Origin of the sequence: Rhizobium binae (assembly GCF_017357225.1) — a bacterium.
In the GTDB taxonomy this organism is placed as follows: Bacteria; Pseudomonadota; Alphaproteobacteria; order Rhizobiales; family Rhizobiaceae; genus Rhizobium; species Rhizobium binae.
In genome coordinates, this window is sequence record NZ_CP071604.1 from 442,580 (window position 1) to 465,667 (window position 23,088).

21 protein-coding genes and 1 pseudogene are annotated in these 23,088 nt (G+C 62.8%); 11 read left to right on the plus strand and 11 right to left on the minus strand.

Annotated features, from left to right (window positions below; translation table 11 throughout):
• The first annotated feature begins 12 nt into the window (after positions 1–12).
• A complete protein-coding gene (locus tag J2J99_RS02165) occupies positions 13–2,298 on the plus strand; it encodes an NADP-dependent malic enzyme (RefSeq protein WP_168295290.1) in 2,286 nt (761 codons plus the stop codon).
• Positions 2,299–2,543: 245 nt separating this feature from the next.
• Here J2J99_RS02165 and olsB read toward each other — a convergent pair whose 3' ends face one another.
• From olsB to J2J99_RS02190, 5 genes are all read right to left on the minus strand, one after another.
• Positions 2,544–3,425 carry a l-ornithine N(alpha)-acyltransferase gene (gene olsB / locus J2J99_RS02170; protein ID WP_168295289.1) on the minus strand — a complete coding sequence of 294 codons (882 nt, stop codon included), beginning with the start codon at positions 3,423–3,425 and terminating at the stop codon, positions 2,544–2,546.
• 109 nt (positions 3,426–3,534) lie between these two features.
• Positions 3,535–5,814: a PAS domain-containing hybrid sensor histidine kinase/response regulator gene (locus J2J99_RS02175; RefSeq protein WP_168295288.1), complete on the minus strand. Its 2,280-nt coding sequence runs from the start codon at positions 5,812–5,814 to the stop codon at positions 3,535–3,537.
• A 55-nt stretch (positions 5,815–5,869) separates the two neighbouring features.
• Complete coding sequence (gene lspA / locus J2J99_RS02180) at positions 5,870–6,373, minus strand: signal peptidase II (protein WP_168295287.1); 504 nt, start codon at positions 6,371–6,373, stop codon at positions 5,870–5,872.
• Entirely contained in the window at positions 6,370–7,227 is an 858-nt protein-coding gene (locus J2J99_RS02185) for a TrmH family RNA methyltransferase (protein WP_168295286.1), read from the minus strand. The genes lspA and J2J99_RS02185 overlap by 4 nt, the downstream gene beginning before the upstream one ends.
• Positions 7,224–8,321 carry a class I SAM-dependent methyltransferase gene (locus J2J99_RS02190; protein ID WP_168295285.1) on the minus strand — a complete coding sequence of 366 codons (1,098 nt, stop codon included), beginning with the start codon at positions 8,319–8,321 and terminating at the stop codon, positions 7,224–7,226. Before J2J99_RS02190 ends, J2J99_RS02185 begins: the two co-directional genes overlap by 4 nt.
• A gap of 410 nt (positions 8,322–8,731) precedes the next feature.
• Here J2J99_RS02190 and J2J99_RS02195 point away from each other — a divergent pair, with 410 nt between their 5' ends.
• Both J2J99_RS02195 and J2J99_RS02200 read left to right on the plus strand, forming a co-directional pair.
• Positions 8,732–9,187, plus strand: coding sequence for an SRPBCC family protein (locus J2J99_RS02195; protein ID WP_168295284.1), 456 nt, complete (start codon positions 8,732–8,734; stop codon positions 9,185–9,187).
• A 53-nt stretch (positions 9,188–9,240) separates the two neighbouring features.
• Positions 9,241–9,675: pseudogene (locus J2J99_RS02200) on the plus strand (GNAT family N-acetyltransferase).
• Positions 9,676–9,691: 16 nt separating this feature from the next.
• On the opposite strand, the gene J2J99_RS02205 reads toward J2J99_RS02200, so the two are convergent.
• The 3 genes from J2J99_RS02205 to sppA all read right to left on the minus strand — a co-directional run bounded on the left by J2J99_RS02205 (position 9,692) and on the right by sppA (position 11,465).
• On the minus strand, positions 9,692–10,024 hold the full coding sequence (locus J2J99_RS02205) for a LapA family protein (protein ID WP_168295283.1): 333 nt from the start codon (positions 10,022–10,024) through the stop codon (positions 9,692–9,694).
• Positions 10,025–10,185: 161 nt separating this feature from the next.
• Positions 10,186–10,485, minus strand: a complete 300-nt coding sequence (locus tag J2J99_RS02210) for an integration host factor subunit beta (protein ID WP_003544934.1) — start codon at positions 10,483–10,485, stop codon at positions 10,186–10,188.
• Between the two features lie 29 nt (positions 10,486–10,514).
• Positions 10,515–11,465, minus strand: coding sequence for a signal peptide peptidase SppA (gene sppA / locus J2J99_RS02215; protein WP_168295282.1), 951 nt, complete (start codon positions 11,463–11,465; stop codon positions 10,515–10,517).
• Here sppA and J2J99_RS02220 point away from each other — a divergent pair.
• From J2J99_RS02220 to ptsN, 8 genes are all read left to right on the plus strand, one after another.
• The gene (locus J2J99_RS02220) at positions 11,449–11,631 is read left to right on the plus strand and encodes a hypothetical protein (protein ID WP_168295281.1); all 183 of its coding nucleotides are present in this window, start codon (positions 11,449–11,451) and stop codon (positions 11,629–11,631) included. The two genes, sppA and J2J99_RS02220, sit on opposite strands and share 17 nt — an antisense overlap.
• Positions 11,632–11,686: 55 nt before the next feature.
• Positions 11,687–12,352, plus strand: coding sequence for an LPS export ABC transporter periplasmic protein LptC (lptC, locus tag J2J99_RS02225; RefSeq protein ID WP_168295280.1), 666 nt, complete (start codon positions 11,687–11,689; stop codon positions 12,350–12,352).
• A 15-nt stretch (positions 12,353–12,367) separates the two neighbouring features.
• Positions 12,368–12,997, plus strand: coding sequence for an LptA/OstA family protein (locus tag J2J99_RS02230; protein WP_168295279.1), 630 nt, complete (start codon positions 12,368–12,370; stop codon positions 12,995–12,997).
• 37 nt (positions 12,998–13,034) lie between these two features.
• Positions 13,035–13,811 (plus strand): LPS export ABC transporter ATP-binding protein, encoded by a 777-nt coding sequence (gene lptB / locus J2J99_RS02235; RefSeq protein WP_168295278.1) that lies wholly within the window; start codon positions 13,035–13,037, stop codon positions 13,809–13,811.
• A gap of 205 nt (positions 13,812–14,016) precedes the next feature.
• Complete coding sequence (gene rpoN / locus J2J99_RS02240; protein ID WP_168295277.1) at positions 14,017–15,576, plus strand: RNA polymerase factor sigma-54; 1,560 nt, start codon at positions 14,017–14,019, stop codon at positions 15,574–15,576.
• 81 nt (positions 15,577–15,657) lie between these two features.
• Positions 15,658–16,572, plus strand: a complete 915-nt coding sequence (locus J2J99_RS02245) for a DMT family transporter (protein WP_168295276.1) — start codon at positions 15,658–15,660, stop codon at positions 16,570–16,572.
• 293 nt (positions 16,573–16,865) lie between these two features.
• On the plus strand, positions 16,866–17,441 hold the full coding sequence (gene hpf / locus J2J99_RS02250; RefSeq protein WP_168295275.1) for a ribosome hibernation-promoting factor, HPF/YfiA family: 576 nt from the start codon (positions 16,866–16,868) through the stop codon (positions 17,439–17,441).
• 74 nt (positions 17,442–17,515) lie between these two features.
• Positions 17,516–17,980, plus strand: a complete 465-nt coding sequence (gene ptsN, locus J2J99_RS02255; protein WP_003570770.1) for a PTS IIA-like nitrogen regulatory protein PtsN — start codon at positions 17,516–17,518, stop codon at positions 17,978–17,980.
• Between the two features lie 72 nt (positions 17,981–18,052).
• Here the strand turns inward: ptsN and J2J99_RS02260 are convergent, their stop codons facing one another.
• From J2J99_RS02260 to J2J99_RS02270, 3 genes are all read right to left on the minus strand, one after another.
• Positions 18,053–20,383: a methyl-accepting chemotaxis protein gene (locus J2J99_RS02260; protein ID WP_168295274.1), complete on the minus strand. Its 2,331-nt coding sequence runs from the start codon at positions 20,381–20,383 to the stop codon at positions 18,053–18,055.
• Between the two features lie 293 nt (positions 20,384–20,676).
• Positions 20,677–21,576, minus strand: coding sequence for a ribokinase (locus tag J2J99_RS02265; protein ID WP_168295273.1), 900 nt, complete (start codon positions 21,574–21,576; stop codon positions 20,677–20,679).
• 85 nt (positions 21,577–21,661) lie between these two features.
• Entirely contained in the window at positions 21,662–22,888 is a 1,227-nt protein-coding gene (locus J2J99_RS02270; RefSeq protein ID WP_168295272.1) for a DNA recombination protein RmuC, read from the minus strand.
• Positions 22,889–23,088: the final 200 nt, after the last annotated feature.

Sequence of the window (23,088 nt, forward strand, 5' to 3'; positions counted from 1 at the left end):
GTTGGAGGATTTATGCCCGATATCGATAAGAAGGACCGGCCGACGACATCAGTGACCGACCAGGAGGCGCTCGATTTTCATGCGATGGGCCGGCCCGGCAAGCTGGAGATCAACCCGACCAAGCCGATGGCAACGCAGCGTGACCTGTCGCTCGCCTATTCCCCGGGTGTCGCCGTTCCCGTCAAGGCGATCGCCGCCGATCCGCAGACGGCCTATGATTACACGGCACGCGGCAACATGGTCGCGGTCATTTCCAACGGCACGGCGATCCTCGGCCTCGGCAATCTCGGCGCGCTCGCCTCCAAGCCGGTCATGGAAGGCAAGTCGGTGCTGTTCAAGCGCTTCGCCGACGTCGATTCCATCGACCTCGAGATCGATACGGAAAATGTCGACGAGTTCATCAACTGCGTGCGTTTCCTCGGCCCCTCCTTCGGCGGCATCAACCTCGAGGACATCAAGGCGCCGGATTGCTTCGTCATCGAAAGCCGGCTGCGCGAGCTGATGGACATTCCCGTCTTCCATGACGACCAGCACGGCACGGCGATCATCGCCGCCGCCGGCCTGATCAACGCGCTGGAACTGACCGGCCGCGACCTGAAGACGACCAAGCTCGTCTGCAACGGCGCGGGTGCTGCGGCGATCGCCTGCGTCGAGCTCATCAAGGCAATGGGTTTTGCGCCTGACAACATCATCCTCTGCGACACAAAGGGCGTCATCTACCAGGGCCGCACCGAGGGCATGAACCAGTGGAAATCGGCGCATGCGGCAAAGACCGACGCCCGCACGCTGGAAGAGGCGATGAAGGGTGCCGATGTCATTTTCGGCCTGTCGCAGAAGGGCGCCTTCTCGGCCAAGATGATCCGCTCGATGGCGGATCGGCCGATCATCTTCGCCATGGCCAATCCCGATCCCGAAATCACCCCGGAAGAGGTGGCCCGCATCCGCGACGACGCCATCATGGCGACCGGCCGCTCGGACTATCCGAACCAGGTCAACAACGTCCTCGGCTTCCCCTATATCTTCCGCGGCGCGCTCGACGTGCGCGCCTCGACGATCAACGACGCAATGAAGATCGCCGCCGTCAAGGCGCTGGCCAATCTTGCCCGCGAGGACGTGCCCGATGATGTGGTCGCCGCCTACCAGGGCAACCGGCCGCGTTTCGGCGCGCAATACATCATCCCGGTTCCGTTCGATCCGCGGCTGATTTCGGCCATCCCCGTCGCCGTCGCCGAGGCGGCGATCGAGACCGGCGTCGCCCGCAAGGTCATCACCGATATGGCCGGTTACGCCCGCGAGCTTTCCGCCCGCCGCGATCCGATCGCCTCGACCCTCGCCAGCCTCTATGAGCGCGTGCGCCGCCGCCCGAAGCGGATCGTCTTTGCCGAAGCCGAGGAAGAACAGGTCCTGCGCGCAGCACTTTCCTATGCCAACCAGGAGCTCGGCACCGCGCTCCTGCTCGGCCGCGAAGACCTGATCCGGGCGACCGCGGAGCGCGCCGGCATCGATCTCAACCGCCCCGGCCTCGAGATCGTCAACGCCCGTATCTCCACCCGTGTCGAAGCCTATATCGATTACCTCTATGCCAGGCTGCAGCGGAAGGGTTACCTTCACCGCGATGCCCAGCGGTTGATCCACAACGACCGCAACCATTTCGCCGCCACCATGGTAGCGCTCGGCGACGCCGACGGCATGGTGACGGGCATCACCCGCAACTATTCGACCGCGCTCGAGGATGTGCGCCGCTGCATCGACGCAAAGCCCGGCCACCGTGTCATCGGCGTGTCGCTGGCGCTCTGCCGCGGCCGCACCGTCTTCGTTGCCGATACCGCGGTGCACGACATGCCGAGCGCCGAAGAGCTTGCCGATATCGCCGAGGAGGCCGCCGGCCTCGCACGGCGCATGGGCTATCCGCCGCGTGTCGCGTTGCTCGCCTATTCCACCTTCGGCCATCCCTCCGGAGAACGTTCCGAGCGGGTGCGCGAGGCGGTGAAGATCCTCGACAAGCGCCGCGTCGAATTCGAATATGACGGCGAGATGGCCGCCGATGTGGCGCTGAACCGCAAGGTGATGGAGCAATATCCGTTCTGCCGGCTCTCCGGCCCCGCCAACGTGCTGGTCATGCCCGCCTTCCACTCGGCTTCGATCTCCACCAAGATGCTCCAGGAACTCGGCGGCTCGACGGTGATCGGTCCGATCCTCGTCGGCCTCGACAAGGCCGTGCAGATCACCTCGATGGGAGCCAAGGACAGCGACATCGTCAACATGGCGGCGATCGCCGCCTACGGGGCGGGGTCGTAAGGCTTGTCAGCATACGGCATTCAGCCGAGAGATCGGCGGACCTGGCCGTCAACCGCCTGCCGCCACCAACCGGGCGCGCGCCACGGGGGCCGACCCGGCAGGGGTCAGGGTGAGGCGCAGCCGCGGCGCAAGCCTTACGAGGGGTTCGTGTCGCCGATCTCGGCGTCACGGCGCGCCAAAGCGAGGATCGTCGACATCATCAGGCGATGACCTCGGCAAAGCCACCGCTATTGCTCAGATCGTGATCAGCTCGCGAAGCGGCCGGCGTCGGCGCCGTAATAGTTCAGATAGCGGTCGGAAATGCTGGAGATCGGCAGTACGATCAGCACGTCTGTCGTGTTGAAGGCGTGATCGACGACCGCGCTGGAGCCGACCATCGCGCCGAGGCGCAGATATCCCTTGATGAGCGGCGGCAGGGCCATCAGCGCGCGCTTCGAATTGACCGCTTCGACCGGCATCAGGTCCATGTTGCGGGCGAGATGCGGCAGTGCGCCGACGGCCCACTCGTCCCTTGCCAGCACATTGTGATAGAGGAAGGATAGTGCCAGTGCATGGCCTTCGAGATGGACGCCGGGGAATGAGGCGCAGCCGAACATGGCGCTCATGCCGTGCTTCAGCGCATAGGCCCAGTTGCCCTGCCACAGAAGCTCGACGGTGCGCTTGGTGCGGTATTCCGGCAGCACGCAGGAACGGCCGAGTTCCATGAAGCGCTTGTCCGGATGCCTGGCGATCAGCCCTTCGATCTCGAATTCGGAAGCCGAGTAAAAACCGCCGTTGGCCATGGCGACATCCTGGCGCAGCAGCCGATAGGTGCCGACGATCTGGTCTTCAGGATCGCCCTCGATCGCACGGTCGAGGACAAGAAGATGATCGCAGAAGGCATCATAAGCGTCGACATCACGCTGGCGGCGCATGGCGTCCAGCGGCAGCTGGGCTTTCATTTCGTCGACGAAGACTCGGTAGCGCACCGCCTGGGCGACGTCGATCTCGCGCGCCGTGCGAGCAAGGCGCGTTTCGAGATTGCCGATGCGGCCGAGGATATCGCCGTCCTTCTGGGCAGCAGCAGCCGTCGACGGCCGTGCAGCCTCCGAGGTGATGTCGCGATTGAGGATGTCGATGGAGGACATGGCGATTCTCCGGTTGCCGGCTTATCGACGCCATAAAACACTTCTGTACGACAGGAAAGTGACATATTGCATTTCCCGAGGCAAGACGGGTGCCGGTCCCCCGGGGGCTCTATCGCGCCTCTGCCCGGCGGGCCGAAAGGGCCGCGACTGCCTGAACTTCGGTCAGCAGCCGCAGCGGATCGACCGGCTTCACCATCACGCGGTTGGCGCCGTTGAGCAGGACCTGGCGGCGTGATTCGTCGCTCTTGTCGGCGGTCAGAACGATCACCGGCACGGGGGCAAGATCGAGCCGCCGTTCGTGGCCGCGCAGCCGTCCCAGCATGTCGATGCCATTGCCGCCCGGCATCGACAGATCGCTGATGATGATGTCGGGGCGGGCATCCGCCTCGCCGAGGGCGAAATCGAGCAGCGTCTCGAAATCCTCGACATGACGTACCTTGTGCCCGCCTTTTTCCAGGACGACGCGCACCAGCATGGCGTTGATCGGATCGTCTTCGCCGAGCAGGATGCTGAGCCCGCTCGCCGCCACCCTCGTCTCCGCCACCGAAAGCCCGAAACCCGGCTGATTGTCGTTCAGCGCGTCACGCTTTTCCATGCCGCGCATGCGCCCGCGCAGCACATCGATCAGCGACTGTTCGCGCAGCGGCCGGATGAGCCAGGCATCGAACAGGTCGAGCGGATGGGCACTGCGTTCTTCCGGATTGACGAGCAGAACCTTGCGCAGGCCGAGGGCGGCGATTTCGGCACGATCGGCAAGGTGGGTGGAAAATTCCACCGACATGCGATGATCGACGATGATGTCGGTCGGCCGGCGGCCGCCACTGGCCATACCGAGCAGCTTTTCCCGCGCCGCCTCGCCGTCGCCGACGAGATGGCAGATGCCGCCGAGCGTTGTGATTGTCTCGGCGATGGCAGTGCGCGCCGCACCTGCCGGCGCCAGAAGCACGACGCTGTTGCCGGCAAGCAGCGTGTTTCGCCGCTCCGACCTTTCGCTGCCGACATCGACGGGAAAGCGGATGGTGAATTCGCTGCCCAGGCCCTTTTCGCTGGCTACCGTCAATGCCCCGCCGAATTCGTGCATGATGCGGGCCGAGATCGCAAGGCCTAGCCCGGTGCCGGCGCTCTTGTCGGCGACGGTGCCGCCCTGCTCGAACTCGCCGAAGACACGCGCCTGCTCCTCCGCCGTCATGCCAGGCCCGCTATCGGCGACGGTGATGACCAGATTGCCGGCGTCGAGCGAGACACGGGTGAAGACGCCGCCCACCTGCGTGAACTTCACGGCGTTGCCGATGACGTTGAACAGAACCTGGCGCAGCCGCGCCGGATCGAAGCTCATCTGCTCCGGCACATCGGATGACACGGTGGCGCCGATCTCGATGCCTTTTTCGTGCGCCCGGTGAGCGAGCATTTCGACGACGCTCTCGAGGAGCTTGCGCAGCGATTCGGAGCGCGGGTGCAGCTCGAAACGGCCAACCTCGATGGTGGAGAAATCGAGCAGGTCTTCGACGAGCTGTGTCAGCGCGTGGCCGGATTGACGGATATTCGCCAGATAATTCTGCTGTTCCTGCGTCAGCCGCGTCTCGGCGAGCAAGTGCGTCATGCCGAGGATGCCGGAAAGCGGCGTGCGCACCTCGTGACTGACGGTAGCGAGCAGCCTGGATTTGGCGGCGCTGTTATATTCGGCCTTCTGGCGGGCTTCCTCGCGGCCCTGCGCGATCAACCGCTCTTCGGTGACGTCGCGGGCGACGCTCTGCAGCAGCAGACGGCCGTTCGCCGGATCGCGGGTGACGACGTCGCGCCAGACGAAAATCCGCTGGCCCTCCGGTGTCGAGATTTCGACATCGTAGCAATGCGGGATCGGACCGGGGCGGAAGGCGAGGCCGATCTCCTCGCAGCTGCGCCCTTCCGGATGCAGCCGTCCGGTCAGTCGCCGAAACGTATCGTTGGCGGAGATGATGCGCCGGTCCATGGTGCGCGAGACGGTGATGTCGCCGAGCACATCGTGCACGTCGGCAAACAGCTTTGCGCCATCGTTGCACTCCAGCAGGGTTTGGCGGCCGGGCTTGTTTGTCCCGCGCCGGCGGATCGTCAGGAGAAGGTAACCGGCCATCACCGCAAGGCCGAGAACGACAAGCCCGCCTGGAAGCAGCAGCGGATCGCCGGCATGGGCAAGCAGCATGAGGATCGTTGCGGCAAGGAGGCCGGCGCCGCTCAGCCAGTAGGACAGTAGGCGCCGTGTCGGGGCGGGCGTCTGGCGCTGATCGGCTTCCTGAGGTGCCGCGGTACCTGGTCGCGGGGAGGGCTGCCCCATCCGCTCCTGATGCGGCTTGGCGGCGGGTCCGCCGAATGCGGCGGACAATCTTTCCTGCAACTGTCCCAGGTTGTGCATGCTATCTGGCTAACATGAGGCCCCTTCCGAATGCCTTCAGGAATTCGATAAGATTTTAGCGGCCGGCCTTTTTCGGCAGCAGGAGCTCATCGAGAACGACGCAGGCCGCGCCGATGGTGATGAAACTGTCGGCGAGATTGAAGACCGCGAACGACCAGCTTGCGGTGTAAAAGAGGATGTAGTCGATCACATGCCCGTAGGCGAAACGGTCGATCAGATTGCCGATCGCGCCGGCGATGATCAGCGCGTAACCGAGATGGGCGAGCCAGCGGTCCTTGGCGGTGCGATACCACAACCAGACGACGAAGGCGACGATGATGAGCCGCATGCCGACGATGAACCAGCCGTCCATGCCCTCCAGCATCGAAAAGGCGACGCCGAGATTATAGGTGCGGTAGAGCGCCAGCATCGGGATCACGGGCACGGCCTCCTGCAGCGGCAGGTAATGGTCGACGGTGATCTTGACGATCTGGTCGATGAGAACGGCGGCGGCGACGAAGAAGAGGATCGGCGCCGGGCGCGCAAAAAGCGCGGGGCGTGCATGCGTCGGTTCGGTCATTTGCCCTCGGCAAGTGAGAGGAGGTGGCGGCGCGCCTCGAAAAGCATGACGGCGGTGGCGACCGCGAGGTTCAAGGAATCGGCGCGGCCCTGCTGCGGAATGCGGGCAAGCGCGTCGGCCTCTTTGGCGAGCTGCTCGGGCAGGCCGGATTGCTCATTGCCCATCAAGAGCACGATGGGCTTCTTCCGATAGTCGATGGTGCGGTAATCGACCGCGCCGGCAAGATGGGTCGCGACGACGGAAACGCCGGCCGATCTTCGCCAGGCGAGAAATTCCTCCGGCGTCGCGCGTGCGACCGGAACTGCAAAGACCGAGCCCATGGTGGCGCGCACGGTCTCGAGCGAGAAGGGATCGGTTGCCTCTCCCACCAGAATGACACCGGAAGCCCCGGCCGCATCCGCTGTGCGGATGATAGTGCCGAGATTGCCGGGATCGCGCACGCGGTCGAGCGCCACCCAGGTCTCGCCCTCCCTCGGCCGGATGTCTTTGAGCGGCTTCCAGCGCTGGTCGAAGATGCCGACGACCATCTGCGGGTTGTCGCGGCGGGTGATCGAGCCGATCACCTTTTCGCTGACTTCGAGCACCAGCCCGCCCGAGGCGACGGTCTTGGCCGCCATCTGCTCGACCAGCGGCTTGCCCTTGGCGGCCTTGGCATAGACCAGCGTGCGGATCGTCCAGCCGAGTTCGATCGCATCGATGACGAGCTTCAGCCCTTCGGCGAGGAAAGTCCCGCTTTCCTCCCGCGACTTCTTGTTCGTCAGCGCCTTGATGTCCTTGATGATCGGATTGGCGAGCGAGGTGACTTCCTTCACCTGGCCGACCCTGCGCGGTCCCTGATCGAAGTCCTTGCTCATTTCGGCACCCAGCGGGAAAAGAGGGAGGTGGAAAGTGCGCGGCCCGGCGTCTTGCCGTCGAGGCCCGCCTCGCGGATCACCAGCTCGCCGGATTCGACTGCGCCGCCCGCACCCCGCATCGTCTCGCGCATCAGCTCGTGGATCGAATAGAAGCTGGCGCGGATCGAATAGGCCGTCAGCACCAGGCCGGCGGCCCGCGGCGACAGGATTTCGCGGCAGACATCGAGCATCAACGGAAGGTGCTCGAAGAGATGCCAGACTTCGCCATTGGGGCCGCGGCCGAATTTCGGCGGATCGGTGAGGATGATGTCGTACTGGCTGCCGCGGCGTTCCTCGCGCAGGATGAATTTCATCGCATCCTCGCAGATCCAGCGGATCGGCAGCTTTTCCATCCGCCCCAGCGCCTGGTTTTCCCGCGCCCAGCCGATCGCCTTCTTCGACGCGTCGACATGGGTGACCTCGGCGCCGGCTGCAGCGGCGACCAGCGAGGCGACGCCCGTGTAGCCGAAGAGATTCAGCACTTTCAGTGGCCGGCCGGCCTTTTGGACCTGATCTTTCATCCAGCTCCAGTGCACGATCTGTTCGGGAAAGACGCCGACATGACGGAACGAGGTGAAGCGGCCGAGGAAATCGACGCCGAGCAGGTTGAGCGGCCAAGTCTCGCCGAGTGCGGCTTTCGGGAAGCGCCAGCGGCCGGCGCCTTCCTCATCGGTATCGCCGGTGAACACTGCATCGACCTTTTCCCAGATTTGCGGCGCCAGCGAAGGCCGCCACAGCGCCTGGGCCTCCGGGCGGACGATGCGATGGGGACCGTATTGCTCGAGCTTTTGGCCGTCGCCGCTGTCGATCAGGTGGAAATCGCCGGCCCCGAGCGATTCGAGGATGATAGGCACGCGTTCCGCCGGACGTTCGCCGGCGCGCGTTATCAAAGCGCGTGCGGCTGCTACCGGAGCCGCGGCCTCGCCCACTGACTCGCGCGCAGGTGCGGGCCGTGCAACCGGCTTCGCTGTCCGTCCGGTCCGTTCATCCCTGCGGCTTTCACCGGCAGTGCCTGATGTTCTCTTCTGGCCCGGCCGGCGTTCTCTCTGTTTCAACGTGCTCTTCCGCGTCTCTGTCGGGGTATGTTTACGGGACTGCGTCCTCTGCCGCACCCTTTGAATTATGCAGTAGCCTAGAAAACCGTGCCGGATCAACTGCACGCCGGCACTTCTCGGCTGCCGATGCGCCCAGCCAATTATCACGAATAGCCATGGTCGGGTGCGGAGGTATGGATGCGTAGCGGATGCAGACCGCGACTCGAGAGAGAGCCTCATCCTGAGGTTCCCCGCAAGGGGCCTCGAAGGGCGGGGCGGGTGCGCTGACGTTGGATGAATGCAATGAGCAGCGTTGGAGAATTCCGCGCCGCCGACTGCTGCCCGGGATCGCCGGATAACATTCGCTCCCCGCCTTGGCAAAGCGCTTCGCCGTTGGGATAAGATAGGCGAATCGCAGATGAGGCTATCGAATGGATTTCACCGGCGAAGAACGTATCACGGCGCCGCGAGACATGGTCTGGGCGGCGCTCAACGATCCGGACATCATGCGCGGCTGCATTCCGGGCTGCCAAAACATCGAGCGACTGTCGCCTGATAGCTTCGAGGCGACGATCAGGGTCAAGTTCAGCCTGCTGTCGGCCACCTTTCATGGGCAGCTGACGCTTGCCAATGTCGATGCGCCGAAAAGCTATACGCTGTCGGTCGAAGGCAAGGGCGGCCTTGCCGGCTTTGCCAGGGGCAGCGCAGATGTCGTGCTCGAAGATCGGGGCGAGGAGACGACCCTGCACTACCGGGGGAGGGCCGAACTCGGCGGCAAGCTCGCCCAGCTCGGCGCGCGCCTCATCGATTCGACCTCGCAAAGGCTCGCCGAAGGCTTCTTCTCCGACTTCAATGCCGCCGTCGTTGCAAGAATGGTGGCTGAATGAGCGCCGTTCGCTGTGGACTTGGCGGCGGCAGGCGCTTGGTTTAAGGGCTCATCATGACATGGACCATCAGGCCGCCGCGGGCGGAAGACCAGGACATGCTCGCGGATATCTATCTGTCCGTTCGGCGCCAGACATTCGTCTGGGTCGATCCCGGCAAATTCCATCGCGAGGATTTTGCCGCCCATACCAATGGCGAGACGATCCTCGTCTGCGAGCAAGCCGATGGCAGCCTTGCCGGCTTCCTGTCGCTCTGGCCGGAGGACGATTTCATTCACATGCTTTACATAAGACCGGAATTCTAGCGGTTCGGCGCCGGCACGGCGTTGTTGCAGGCGCTGCCGGAATGGCCGCGACATGCATACCGGCTGAAATGCCTGGTGAACAACCGCCGGGCGAAGGCCTTCTACCTTTCCCACGGTTTCCAGGTGACCGGCAACGGCGCGTCGCCGGAGGGCGATTATGAGGAGCTGAGCTTCTTTCCCGTTTGACGTGCGGCCAACGCTCTTACCGTGCCGGCAGCTGGCCGGCGATATCCTCGGCGCGCGTCCGGTGGCGATCGGCCTCGCCCTGCCAGCGAATGGCTTCCTTGGCCTCGGTGCGTGCCCGTTTGCGGTGTTTGCCCTGGCTGAACCAGGTGGCGGCCGAGCCGATCAGCATGCCCGAAATCAGCGCGATGAACAGGAAGACGAAAAAGGGCGCGGAGACCGCAAGCACCTGATCGTCAGGCCGGAACGGATTGAAGGCGAGCGTGACGCTCTGCCGGTTGGCGACGCAGAAGACGATGAGAACGACGCCGAGCGGCAGCAGAATCAAGAGGTTGATAATCTTCTTGGCCATTGAGGTCTCCATGCGTCGGACGGCGCCGCTCTCTTCGAATGGCGCGTTGTGTCTACGCATCGGCCCGAAGATCGATTTCCGATTTTCGGGCCGATGCGCCAGCAGAATAGGAAAACCGCCTGCAAGTTCAAGTGCGGTTTCGCCGCAGGTCGTCTGTGCGCTCAATCCTCTTCGTCGGCCTGGCCGGGATTGAGCCGCTCTCGCAGCTCCTTGCCGGTCTTGAAGAAGGGTACCCACTTCTCCTCGACGAAGACGGTATCGCCGGTGCGCGGATTGCGGCCGGAGCGGGAAGGGCGGTTCTTGACCGAAAACGCGCCGAAGCCGCGCAATTCGACGCGGTTGCCCGCAGCCAGTGCATCGGTGATCTCGTCGAGAACCGCGTTGACGATATTTTCGACATCGCGATGATAGAGATGCGGGTTGCGTGCCGCAACAATCTGCACCAATTCGGACTTGATCACAGTCGCCCCCTTAAATTATTGATTTCTTATCAATCGCGGCCAACCTGCCAAACTGAAAGCAGCCCGTCAAGAAGCAACTTCGGGGGTAGGATTCCATTGATATCCTGGCCTTTGACGAGATCATCATAACCGAGGATCGTAATCAACCGTGAAACAGCCCCAGCGAGCAAAAACGGCGTGTTGCTCTTCTTGTCCCAGTCCACCATCGGCAGATTGGTGTCGACCCCGCGCGATTTCAGATAGGCACGGATTTCGGGCTCGCCGCCGATCGTATCGACGAGCTTTACCTTGAGCGCCTGCCGACCGGTATAGATCGTGCCGTCCGCGAGTTTCAGCACTTCCTCGCGTGGCAGCTTGCGCCGGTCGGCGACAAGGTCGACGAACCAGTTGTAGCTGTCGACCACCATGTTGCGGATCATCGCCTTGGCGTCCTCGCTCGCCTCGTGGAAGGGCGAAGGCTCGGCCTTCAGCGGTGAGGATTTGATCTCCTGCAGCGACACGCCGATCTTGTCGAGCAGCGGCTGGATCTGCGGATACTGAAAGATCACGCCGATCGAGCCGGTGATCGAGCTGTCGCCGGCGATAATTGTATCGCCGGCCGTGGCAATCATATAGCCGGCCGAGGCGGCAAGCGTGCGCACGTCCGAGACGACGGGCTTCTTGGCCGATATGGCCCGGATCGCCTTGAAGATTTTTTCGCCGCCATAGGTCGTGCCGCCGGGCGAGGAGATCGAAATCACCGCTGCCTTCACCTGATCGCTGGTCTCGACCTTCTTCAGCCGCTCCAGAAGCTCATCATCGTCGACGATCAGACCGGATATCGTCACATGGGCGATATGTGGGCGTTCGGTTCCCGCGCCGCCGAAGGCAAAGTCGTAGAAGGCCAGGCCAAGCGCCACGACGAGGGCGACCGCGACGATGCGCCAGAAGCCGAGCTTGCGGCGCAGCCGCCGGCGATCGGCGATGATCGAACTGTCCATAAAAACCTCCAGCGCTGGCCGGCGTCGGCATGGCGCCGATCGATCCGGTGAAATAGGCGGCAGCGGCGCGCACGAATGCCACTTTTCGATTTTTTCCGTTTTGTTGCTTGTTGCAGAAAAAATTCCATATTGGCAAGCCAATGTAATAATGCGAAACGAACTGTGATTGGTGGCCGGCTTTGTTATGAGGCGCGGCAATCACCGCACATGGAACGAGACCTATGCTCGATACCCTGAAGAACAACGGAAATGCCGCTTATGTGGGCTCCGGCAGGAGCGCCTATGGCGATGCGTTGTTCCATTCCGCCCGCGTGCGGCGGCTGAAGATCCTGCTGCCGGTGGCGGCCCTCATCGTCGCCGCTGGGCTGACGGCGGTGGCGTTGGTCAGCATCTACCTGCCGGAAAACATCAAGTTCGAAGGTGCCAAGATCGAGAACGGTAAGGTCGTGATGGAAAAGCCGGCGATCGCGGGCCGCAATTCCGACGGCATCAACTATTCGATGCTCGCCGAACGGGCGTTGCAGGATATCCGCAATCCCGATCTCATCACTCTCGAAACCATCAAGGCCGCCGTGCCGATGAATGACGGCCTGATCGCCCGCGTCGTCGCCTCGACCGCCGATTACAATCGCGCCACCGACAATCTGCATATGACGGCGCCCTTCACTCTGGTTCTGAGCAGCGGCCTCAGCGCGCAATTCCAGTCCGCCCGGCTCGACATCAAGGGCGGCAACATGCGCAGCGACGACCCCGTCACCATCACCAAGGACAATGCCTCCATTGTTGCGAAGACGCTTGAGATAACAGATAAGGGGCGGGTGATCACATTCGAGGGGAATGTTCGCATGAATGTCGATTCATCCACCATCCATAAACAGGGCACCTAACCAGCCGGGTCATCCATGACAAAAGATTGTCGCATTTCAGCTCGCAAGACGGGCGTAGCATTCATTGCCGGCGCATTTGCCCTCATCCTGACAGCCTCGGGGGCTGGCGCGCAGTCGACCACGATGTCGGGCATGAAACTTTCCAACGATCAGCCGATTCAGATCGAGAGCGACAAGCTGGAGATTCACGATCAGGAACACACCGCCCTCTTCACCGGCAATGTCAAGGTCGTCCAGGGCACGACGACGATGCAGTCCGGCAAGATGACCGTCTATTATAAGGACAAGGCGGCAAAGCCGGCCGCCGATGGGGCTCAGCCCGCCGCCCAGCCGGAAAAGTCCGCTTCGCTCGCATCCGGAAGTGCCGATATCGACAAGATCCTGGTGACGGACAAGGTCTACCTGGTCTCGGGCACGCAGACGGCGACTGCCGACGACGGCAATTTCGACATGGCCTCGCAGACATTCATCCTGACCGCGGATCAGGGAAACAAGGTCATTCTGTCGGACGGTCCGAACGTCTTCACCGGCTGCAAGCTGACCGTTCACATGCAAACCGGCCAGGCGGAGCTTGAAAGCTGCGGCGGTCGTGTCCAGATTCAGCTCGATCCGAAATCGCAGCCGAACGCGCAGAAGCAGAACTGAACCGGCCTCCCACGTGAAATTATCATCGCTATCCACTATGTTCGGCAGGCCTGAGCCGCAAGATGCGGGTGCCGCCGACAAGAGCCGCTATCAGGGAACGCTGATCGCCCGTGGTCTGACCAAGACCTATGCGACGCGCCGTGTCGTCAACGGCGTCTCCCTGGTGGTGCGTCGCGGCGAAGCCGTCGGCCTGCTCGGCCCGAACGGTGCGGGCAAGACGACCTGCTTCTACATGATTACGGGCCTTGTGCCGGTGGATGAAGGTACGATCGAGATCGACGGCAACGACGTCACCGCCATGCCGATGTACCGCCGCTCCCGCCTCGGCGTCGGTTACCTGCCGCAGGAAGCTTCGATCTTTCGCGGCCTGACGGTTGAAGAAAATATCCGCGCCGTCCTGGAAGTGCATGTCAAGGACAAGGCCGAGCGCGAGCAGAAGCTGAACGAGCTGCTGGAGGAATTTCATATCCAGAAGCTGCGCAAGAGTGCCGCCGTCGCTCTTTCCGGCGGCGAGCGCCGCCGTCTCGAAATCGCCCGTGCGCTGGCGACCGACCCGACCTTCATGCTGCTCGACGAGCCCTTTGCCGGTGTCGACCCGATCTCGGTCGCCGACATCCAGAACCTCGTCCACCATCTGACGGCGCGCGGCATCGGTGTTCTCATCACCGACCACAATGTGCGCGAGACGCTTGGCCTCATCGATCGCGCCTATATTATTCATGCCGGCGAAGTGCTGACCCATGGCCGAGCCAATGACATCGTCAATAATCCGGAAGTGCGCCGGCTCTATCTCGGCGACAAATTCAGCCTCTGACGCTGGATCAGGCTGATTTCAGGCCAAATCGGCCTGACATTGGAATCCGTCATGCTCTCGCCGGCACGGAAATTCACCTTGCCGCGTAGTTCCGCTTGACCAAATGAGATAAAAAAGCAATTTTTGGGCCAACTTGGTTTCCGTGGCCTGGAGCGTTAACTGGACGCGGTTTCCCGGAGGAATTGAGGGGAGTTTCGCGTCCGTCATGGCACTGTCCGCCAATCTTTTCCTGCGCCAGAGCCAGTCCCTGGTGATGACGCCGCAACTGATGCAATCCATCCAGTTGCTGCAGATGACGCATTTCGAGCTCAATCAGTTCATCGCCCAGGAGGTGGAAAAGAACCCGCTGCTCGAATTCCCGTCGAACGACGGCGAGGCGGGCGACGAACGTGGTGCCGGCGAGGACGAGCAGTTCGGCCAGCCGCCGGAGGATGCCGGCTCTGACGACGGCGCCGACAATCGTGCCGAGGCGCTCTCCAGCGACTGGTACGACAATGGCGGCAGCGAAAGCACCGGACGGCTGAACGACGAGCTCGACGCCAATTATACCAATGTCTTTCCCGATGACGGTGGCCCGCAGCGCCTCGATGCGCCGGAGCTTGTCGGCCAGTGGAAGTCGATGCCGGGCAGCGCCGAGGGCGCCGATTACGATCTCGACGATTTCGTCGCCGGCCAGTTGTCGCTGCGCGACCATCTCGCTCAGCAGATCCCCTTCGTCCTGCCCGACATGACCGACCGGCTCATCGCCCAGAATTTCGTCGATCAACTCGATGACGCCGGCTATCTCCAGACCGATCTCGTCGAGACCGGCGAGCGGCTTGGGACCAGCCTCGAACAGGTCGAACACGTGCTCGCCGCCCTCCAGACGCTCGATCCGCCGGGTGTTTTCGCCCGCAGCCTCGCTGAATGCCTGGCGATCCAGCTCAGGCAGAAGGACCGCTACGACCCTGCCATGCAGGCGCTGGTCGACAATCTCGAACTGCTGGCGCGGCGGGATTTTGCCACGCTGAAGCGGCTCTGCGGCGTTGACGAGGAAGACCTTCTCGACATGCTCGGTGAGATCCGCCAGCTCAATCCGAAGCCCGGCAGCGGATTTGAGGCGGGTGTTTCCGAAGCGATCATGCCGGATGTCGTCGTCAGGCCCTCGGCAGACGGCGGCTGGCTGGTCGAACTCAATCCGGATACGCTGCCGCGCGTGCTGGTCAACCAGTCCTATTTTTCGCGCGTGAGCAGGAACGGTGAGGATCATGCCTTCCTTTCCGAGTGCCTGCAGAGCGCCAACTGGCTGACGCGCAGCCTCGATCAGCGGGCAAAGACCATCATGAAGGTGGCAAGCGAGATCGTCCGCCAGCAGGATGCCTTCCTGCTCAACGGCGTCGATCACCTGCGGCCGCTGAACCTGAAGACCGTGGCCGAGGCGATCAAGATGCACGAATCCACCGTCAGCCGCGTCACCTCGAACAAATACATGCTGACGCCGCGCGGCCTCTTCGAGCTCAAATATTTCTTCACCGTTTCGATCAGCGCCGTCGAAGGCGGCGACAGCCATTCGGCCGAGGCCGTACGCCACAAGATCCGCGCCCTGATCCTCCAGGAGAGCCCGGAAGCGGTGCTCTCTGATGACGACATCGTTGATATGCTGAAGAAGGGCGGCATCGATCTCGCCCGCCGCACGGTGGCGAAATACCGGGAAGCGATGAACATCGCCTCCTCGGTCCAGCGACGCCGCGAGAAGCGGGCGCTCGCCAAGGTCGCGGGCTTCTGACGCTTCGGTCTTGATCGAAACATCCGCTGCGCAAATTCCGCTAACTCTCCGGTGTCTGAAACGAAGATCGAAGTGCCGACCATGACACCGCAACGTCCGAGCCTTGCCAGAGAACTTGCCCTGCTTCTGGTGCTGGCGACCCTCTGGGGCTCTTCCTACACCTTCATCAAGATCGGCGTCGAAACCATCCCGCCGGTAACCTTGATCGCGGTGCGTACGCTGATCGCCGGCACCATTCTGCTCGCCGTGCTTCGCCATCGGCGCGTCCGTCTGCCGCGCGACCCGGCCATATGGCGCCGCTTCGTCGTTCAGGCCTGCCTCAACAGCGTCATTCCCTTCACGCTGATCGCCTGGGCCGAACAGTCCGTCGATGCCGGGCTGGCGGTGATCCTGAATTCGGCGACGCCGATCTTCACCTTCCTGTTGACCGCGCTGCTGATCCGCCATGAGCAGGTGACCTTACGCAAGCTCTTCGGCGTTGTGGCCGGGCTTGCCGGCATCTGCTTCGTCATCGGCGTCGAAGCGCTCGGTGGTCTAGGCGAAAGCCTGATGGCACAACTCGCCATCATCCTGGCGACCATCTGTTATGCCGGTGCCGCCATTTTCAGCAAGAACTTCAAAGGGCTCGATCCCGCCGTGCCGGCCGCCGGCTCGCTGATCTCGGGCGCGGTGATCCTGATGCCCGTGAGCCTGCTCGTCGATCGGCCGTGGACGCTCGTTCCTTCGGCCGCATCGATGCTGGCGCTGCTTGCTCTTTCCGCCTTCTCGACGGCGCTTGCCTTTGCGATCTATTTCCGCCTCGTCCAGACGCTGGGTTCGGTCGGGACCACCTCGCAGGCCTATCTGCGCGTGCCGATCGGCGTCGCGACCGGTATCGTCTTCCTCGGCGAAAGATTGAGCCCGACGGCGTGGATCGGACTGATTTGCGTCATTCTCGGTGTTATCGCCATGACGATCCCGGCCCGAGCCATTGCAACGCCAGCGCGAAGCGCCTGAGGCTGTCGAAATGGAGATCGGCCGCAAGCCTTCTGTCCAAGGGGTCTTCCGCAGCCTATGAGAGCGCTTCCCGGTGGGGCGGTTTGTCGCCTATTGACTTTTGGGTAAGCTCTGGCTAGAAGCCCGCCGCAATCGGCGCCGTGAGCGCTTTTTGAAGTTATCCCCATCATCCCAAGGGCACCGAGGACCCGCAGGCCCACGCCGATCTTGCTTGAGATTGCGCGAAGTGCTTGGATGAACCTGAGGCTTGGCGTAAACTGATACCCGCAAACGACCATAAGAAGGGAAACTCCATGAGTGTGCGTGTATCCGGGAAACATATGGAAATTGGTGAATCCTTCCGTCAAAAGATCGAGGACCAAATTGGTATGGCCATCACGAAATACTTCGACGGGGGGTATTCCGGCCAGGTGACCGTGGAAAAGGCGAATTCTCGTTTCTCGGCAGACTGCAAGCTTCATCTCGACAGCGGGGTGGTGCTGCATGCCGCCGGCGAAGCAACCGATCCGCAGCTCGCCTTCGACGCCGCTTCCGAGCGCATCGAGAAGCGTCTGCGCCGCTACAAGCGCAAGCTGAAGGACCATCATGCCGGAAACCACCTGAATGGTTTTGCAGAAGTCTCCTACACGGTCATGGACTCCGTTCCTGATCACGAGGATGAAATTCCCGACGATTTCGCCCCGGCTATCGTCGCTGAAAGCACGAAGCAGCTGAAGACCATGTCAGTCGCCACCGCCGTGATGGCACTTGACATGACCGACGAGCCGCTTCTCCTGTTCCGCAGCCCCGGCAAGGAACATCTGAACATTGTTTACCGTCGCCACGACGGGAATATTGGCTGGATCGATTCGGCCAGTATCAAAGGCTGAGGTCAGGGCGGTGAGCGGCGGTATCGCCGCCGCTCCCCCGCAGCATCTGATCCCGGCGACAGAAGGAAAAAGAAATGGCATTGGCAGATTTGCTCCATCAGGATGCGATCATTCCCGCCCTCAGAGTAAATTCCAAGAAACAGTTGCTTCAGGAATTGGCGGCACGAGCCGCAAGGATCACCGGGCTCTCCGAACGGGAGATATTCGACGTCATCCTGCAGCGCGAACGCCTGGGCTCGACCGGCGTCGGCAACGGTATCGCCATTCCCCACGGCAAGCTGGTGAACATTCATTCGATCGTCGGCATCTTTGCCCGGCTGGAGCAGCCGGTCGATTTTGAGGCGCTGGACGACCAGCCGGTCGATCTCGTCTTCCTGCTGCTGGCGCCGGAAGGGGCTGGCGCCGATCATCTTAAGGCGCTGTCGCGCATCGCCCGCGTCCTGCGTGATCACGATCTCGTGGCAAAGCTGCGCGCCACCGATTCCGCTTCGGCGATCTATGCTTTCCTTAACGAAGAGCAGACCTCGAACGCGGCCTGAACCGCTTCTGTTCCTGACGAAAAAGGCGCCTGATTTCGCAGGCGCCTTTTTCATTGCAATGGAACGGAGCGATCAGAACTCTTCCCAGCTCTCCTGCGCCACGGCGGCGGAACCGCGCGACGGCGCCGCCGCTCGGCGGGCTGCCGGGGCCGCGGCCCGAGGCGAAGCAGCCGGCGCCCGCATCTGCTGGGCGACGGCGGTGAGATGAGCGGCGTTGCCCGAACCGGAGACCCGGAAGCGTGTGGCGAGCGCCTTCAGCGTCTGCGCCTCGTCGTTGAGCGCCACGCTGGCGGCGGTCGCTTCCTCGACCATTGCCGCATTCTGCTGCGTCACCTGGTCCATCTGGTTCATCGCCTGGTTGATTTCCTTGAGGCCGACGGCCTGCTCACTCGCCGAGGCCGAGATCTGCCGGATGAGGTCGTTGATGCCCATCACCTGATCGGCGATCTTGTGCAGCGCGCCGCCGGCACGCCCGACGAGATCGACGCCTTCCTTGACCTGGATGGCCGAGGTGTTGATCAGCGTCTTGATCTCCTTGGCGGCGTTGGCCGAGCGCTGGGCGAGTTCGCGCACTTCCTGGGCGACGACTGCAAAGCCCTTGCCGGCCTCACCGGCGCGGGCCGCTTCGACGCCGGCATTCAGCGCCAGAAGATTGGTCTGGAAGGCGATCTCGTCGATGACACCGATGATTCGCGATACCTCCGTCGAAGACTGTTCGATCCCCTGCATCGAGGCGATCGCCTTCTGCACCACCTCGCCGGACCTTTCGGCGTCCTGGCAGGCGAGACTGACGTTTTCGGCCGCCATTCGGGCATTATCGGCGCTGGAATCGACCTGGGCGGTGAGCTCGTTGAGGGCGGCCGCCGTCTCTTCCAGGCTTGCCGCCTGCTGTTCTGTGCGCTTGGCGAGGTCGGAAGCGCTGTTGCTGATCTCGCCGGTGCCCGAACCGATATTGGCCACACTGAGGGTCATCGTGTTGATGGTCTCTTCGAGGCTTGCAAGCGCCGCGTTGAAGTCCTGCTTCAACTTGCTGTATTCGCCGGGGAAGTCGTCGGTGATGCGGTGGCCGAGATTGCCGCGCGACAGCTCGGAAAGACCGGCGCCAACGATCGAGACGATATGGCGCTGCAGCGATACCGATTCCTGGCGTTCCGATTCCGAGCGACCGCGCTCGGCCTCCGCCGCCTGCCGCTCTCTGGCAGCTTCGTCTTCGAACCGCCTGGCATCGGCGAGCGCAAAGCGGAAGCCTTCGAGCGCCTTGGCGACCGAACCGACCTCGTCGCTCCGATCTTGAGCTGCGACGGCCCCCTCGTAGTGGCCGTCGCTGAGTGCCTTGACGCTGGCGACCAGCCCGCTGAGCGGCCGCTGCACGAGCGAACGGACGGCGAAATAGAGCGCCAGCATGACCGCGCCGAGCACGATCAGCCCGTTGATGATCATCATGTAGGTCTGGTCTTTGACCGGTGCATTGATGGCGGTGTGCGGGACATCGACGAGCACGACCCAGGTGGCGTTGACGCCGGGAACGGCGAAGGGATAGACGACGCGGTCGAAGGGATCGAGGCCGTCATAGGCCAGGTTCCTGACGAGGCCGGGCTCTTTGTTCGACAGCGCCGACTTGACGACGTCGGCGCCCTCGCCGTCATATTGCTTGGTCATCAGGTCAGGGATCGGCGCGACGATCCAGTTGCCGGCCTGCGACAGCAGTGTCACGCGGCCGGAGCCGAAAGGATGCAGCGCCTGCAGCTTGTCGGTGAGCGACTTCAGCGAAATGTCGACGCCGGCGAGACCGATCATCTTGCCGCCCGCCGTGACGGGATAGGCGATCGAGGTCAGCAGCGTCGGGACATCGGTTCCCTCGGCGAGGTAAGGCGTGGTGATCGCGCCCTTGCCGCTGTCGGCGGCGAGCTTCCACCATTCGGCGGTATAATCATTGTCGAAGGTCGAGTACTGGACGCCGCCATCCTTGGTTTTCGACCAGTAGGGGGTGAAGGCGCCGTTCTTGTTCGTGCCTTCGTCATTGTTGTTGGCGATCTCGGTCGTCTTGCCGTCGAGCGCCCCGAGCTGCTCGCAGAACCAGCTGCCGAAAGCGAAGGCGTTCTGCTCGAGATTGGCTTTCAGCACGTTGATCATGCCCTTGCGGTCGAGCGACTTGCCCTCATGGCCGCGGCCGATGACCCCCGACATGGTGCGCGCCGCACTGGCGAGTTCGCCGACATTGGCGGCGATTTCGTTGGCAATCGATTTTGCCTCGAGGTTGGCCTGATCCATCGTCAGCGTCTGGACGCGATCGCGTGTCTGGTCGATGAGGAAAAAGTTCGAGACGACAAGAACAAGTGCGATGGCGATGCCGGTGATGACGAGAAGTTTCGCGGCAAGCGATTTCATGCGAAAAATAAACATGGGGTCCTCGGGCAAGGATACGCCGAATGGGCATTCTCCGGCGCAGGAGCGAAGGCATCGCCCCGTCATGGAGCAGCCGCCTGCAGCGGCGCCCGTCTTTCAAGACGCGATGGGACGCTGCAGCACTTTGAACTGGCGGCCGGCTGCAAACACGAAGGACGCCGGCGACCACGAGGAAGATCGCCGGAAATACCTTAAATTTGAATGAAACTCGAATGGCCGAGGCAAGGAAAACCGCCGAAATTTCCCTCAAAAATGATTGGTTTCTCGGCGGCTTCGCAAAGAAACTGAAACTATATTCTGTCCGCGACGTCCTGGCTTGCCGGGATCGAAGGCTGCGCTCCCGCCTTGAGGCACGCGAGCGAGCCGGCGACGGCCGCGCGGCGCAGCGCCGAGGAAAAATCAAGGCCTTCGTCGAGGCTGGCGGCGAAGTAGCCGCAGAAGGTATCTCCCGCACCGACGGTATCGACAGGTTCGATTTTCAGGCCCTGCGCCCTGGAAATCGCCCCGTCGCGAATGGCGATGACCCCGTCGCCGCCGAGTGTGACGATGAGCGTCTGACCCGTTTCGGCATGCAGGCGGTGAAGTGCCGTCTCGCGCGCTTCGACGTCCATGCCGTCCTGTCCGGCGAGCCGCTCGAATTCGGTCTCATTGGCAATGACGATATCGGCCAGGCGCCCGAGACGCGGCGCGTCTGGAGTCAGCGGCGCCAGGTTGAGGATGCTGGTGACGCCCTTGGCGCGGGCGGCCGACAGCGCGCGTTCGACGGCGTCGACCGGCACTTCGAGCTGCAGCATCAGAATGTCGCCTTCGCTCATCTTGCCGACTGCCGCCTCGGCATCGGCTGCCGTTACCAGGCCGTTGGCCCCGGGGACCACGGCGATCATGTTCTCGCCATCGCCGCCGACGAGGATCAGCGCCGTGCCGGTGGGACCGTCGACATGTTTGACGAGGGAGAGGTCGGTTCCGGCATCATCGAGCAGGGCGAGCGCATCGGCGGCAAAACCATCCTTGCCGACGGCGCCGGCCATATGCACATAGCGGCCGGCGCGGCGGGCTGCCAGCGCCTGATTGGCGCCCTTGCCGCCGGCGGCCGTGGCAAAGCTATTGCCGGCCACCGTCTCGCCGGGCTTCGGCAGGCGGTCCGTCGTGGCGATGAGATCCATGTTGATGGACCCGAAAACTGTGATCATGAGGATGTCCCGTCCTTTGGAACATGCCGGCGACGTCATGCTCCAACTCCTATCTGAAATGCGGGGCAGACACTGCCCGAAGCGGTCACTCCTCGTCAACCACCCGAAGCTTGAGAAGACCGGTGCGGCTTTCCACCGATTTGGCCGGGGTCTCGTCGTCACGGGCCGGCCGGATATCGCCGCCCGCCTCGAATTCCAGCGCTTCGATCTTGGCGCCGCGCCTGGTGAGCTTGTCGGCTGACGTGACGACCATGTCGATATCCTTCTGCGCCATGGCGAAATGGCCCTGCAGCTTGCGCACCCGCTCGTCGAGACGGCCGAGATCGTCCATCAGCAGCGCCACCTCGCCCTGGATCAGATGCGCCTGCGCCTGCATGCGCTGGTCCTTCAGGACGGCCTGGATGACCTGGATCGACAGCATCAGCAGCGACGGCGAGACGATGACAATGCGCGCCCGGTGCGCCTTCTGCACCACCGGCTCGAAATTTTCGTGGAGCTCGGCAAAGATCGATTCGGACGGCACGAAGAGAAAGGCCGTATCCTGGGTTTCCCCCTGGATCAGATATTTCTCGGCAATGTCCCTTATATGGATCTCCATGTCACGGCGGAACTGCTGGCCGGCGAGCTTGGCGGCATCGGGGCTGCCGGCGGCGTCGCGGATGGCGTTCCACGCTTCGAGCGGGAATTTCGCGTCGATGACGAGCGGCGGCGCGCCATTCGGCATACGGATCGTGCAGTCCGGTCGCGAGCCGTTGGACAGCGTCTGCTGGAAGGCATAGGCGCCCATCGGCAGGCTGTCGGCGACGATCGTTTCCATGCGCGACTGGCCGAACGCGCCGCGCGTCTGCTTGTCGGAAAGGATGGCCTGCAGCCCGACGACGTCCTTGGCGAGCGTCTGGATATTGTTCTGCGCCGCGTCGATGACCGCCAGCCGCTCCTGTAGCCGTTGCAGGTTCTCATGCGTCGATTTGGTCTGCTCGGTGATCGTCGAGCTCATGCGCTGCGACATGCCGTCGAGGCGTTGGTTGATTGCCTGGTTGAGTTCGCTTTGCCGTGCGCCGAAGACTTCGGCCATCGCCGTGATGCGGCCCTGCATCTCCGCCTGGATCTTCAAAAGTTCGGCCATGCGCATCGCACTTTCCCTGGCGCGCAGATCCGCCTCCTCCGCCTGTTCTCGGCGAAGGCCGGCGGCGCGGAGAAAAAGGATGATCACCAGCAGGATGAGGGCTGCAAGAACGCCGCCGGTCAGCGCCAGCATGGCCGGGCTGATCGAGGCGACGGAAGCTGCGAGTGATTCGGACGTGACGGTCATGGCGCAACCATAACAGAAGACGCGGCAATATATAGATCAAACCGTGAACGAAAGCGGCGATCCTCAATATCTTCGCGGGCCGCCGCGCCTTGCTGGCCAACGCGCGAAAATCACGGCTGGATTTAACGATTGCTCAATCATATTCGCCAAAAGCTGTGGCGCAGAATTCCCTCCCGCGTCGTCGCGCCAACAAACAGAGA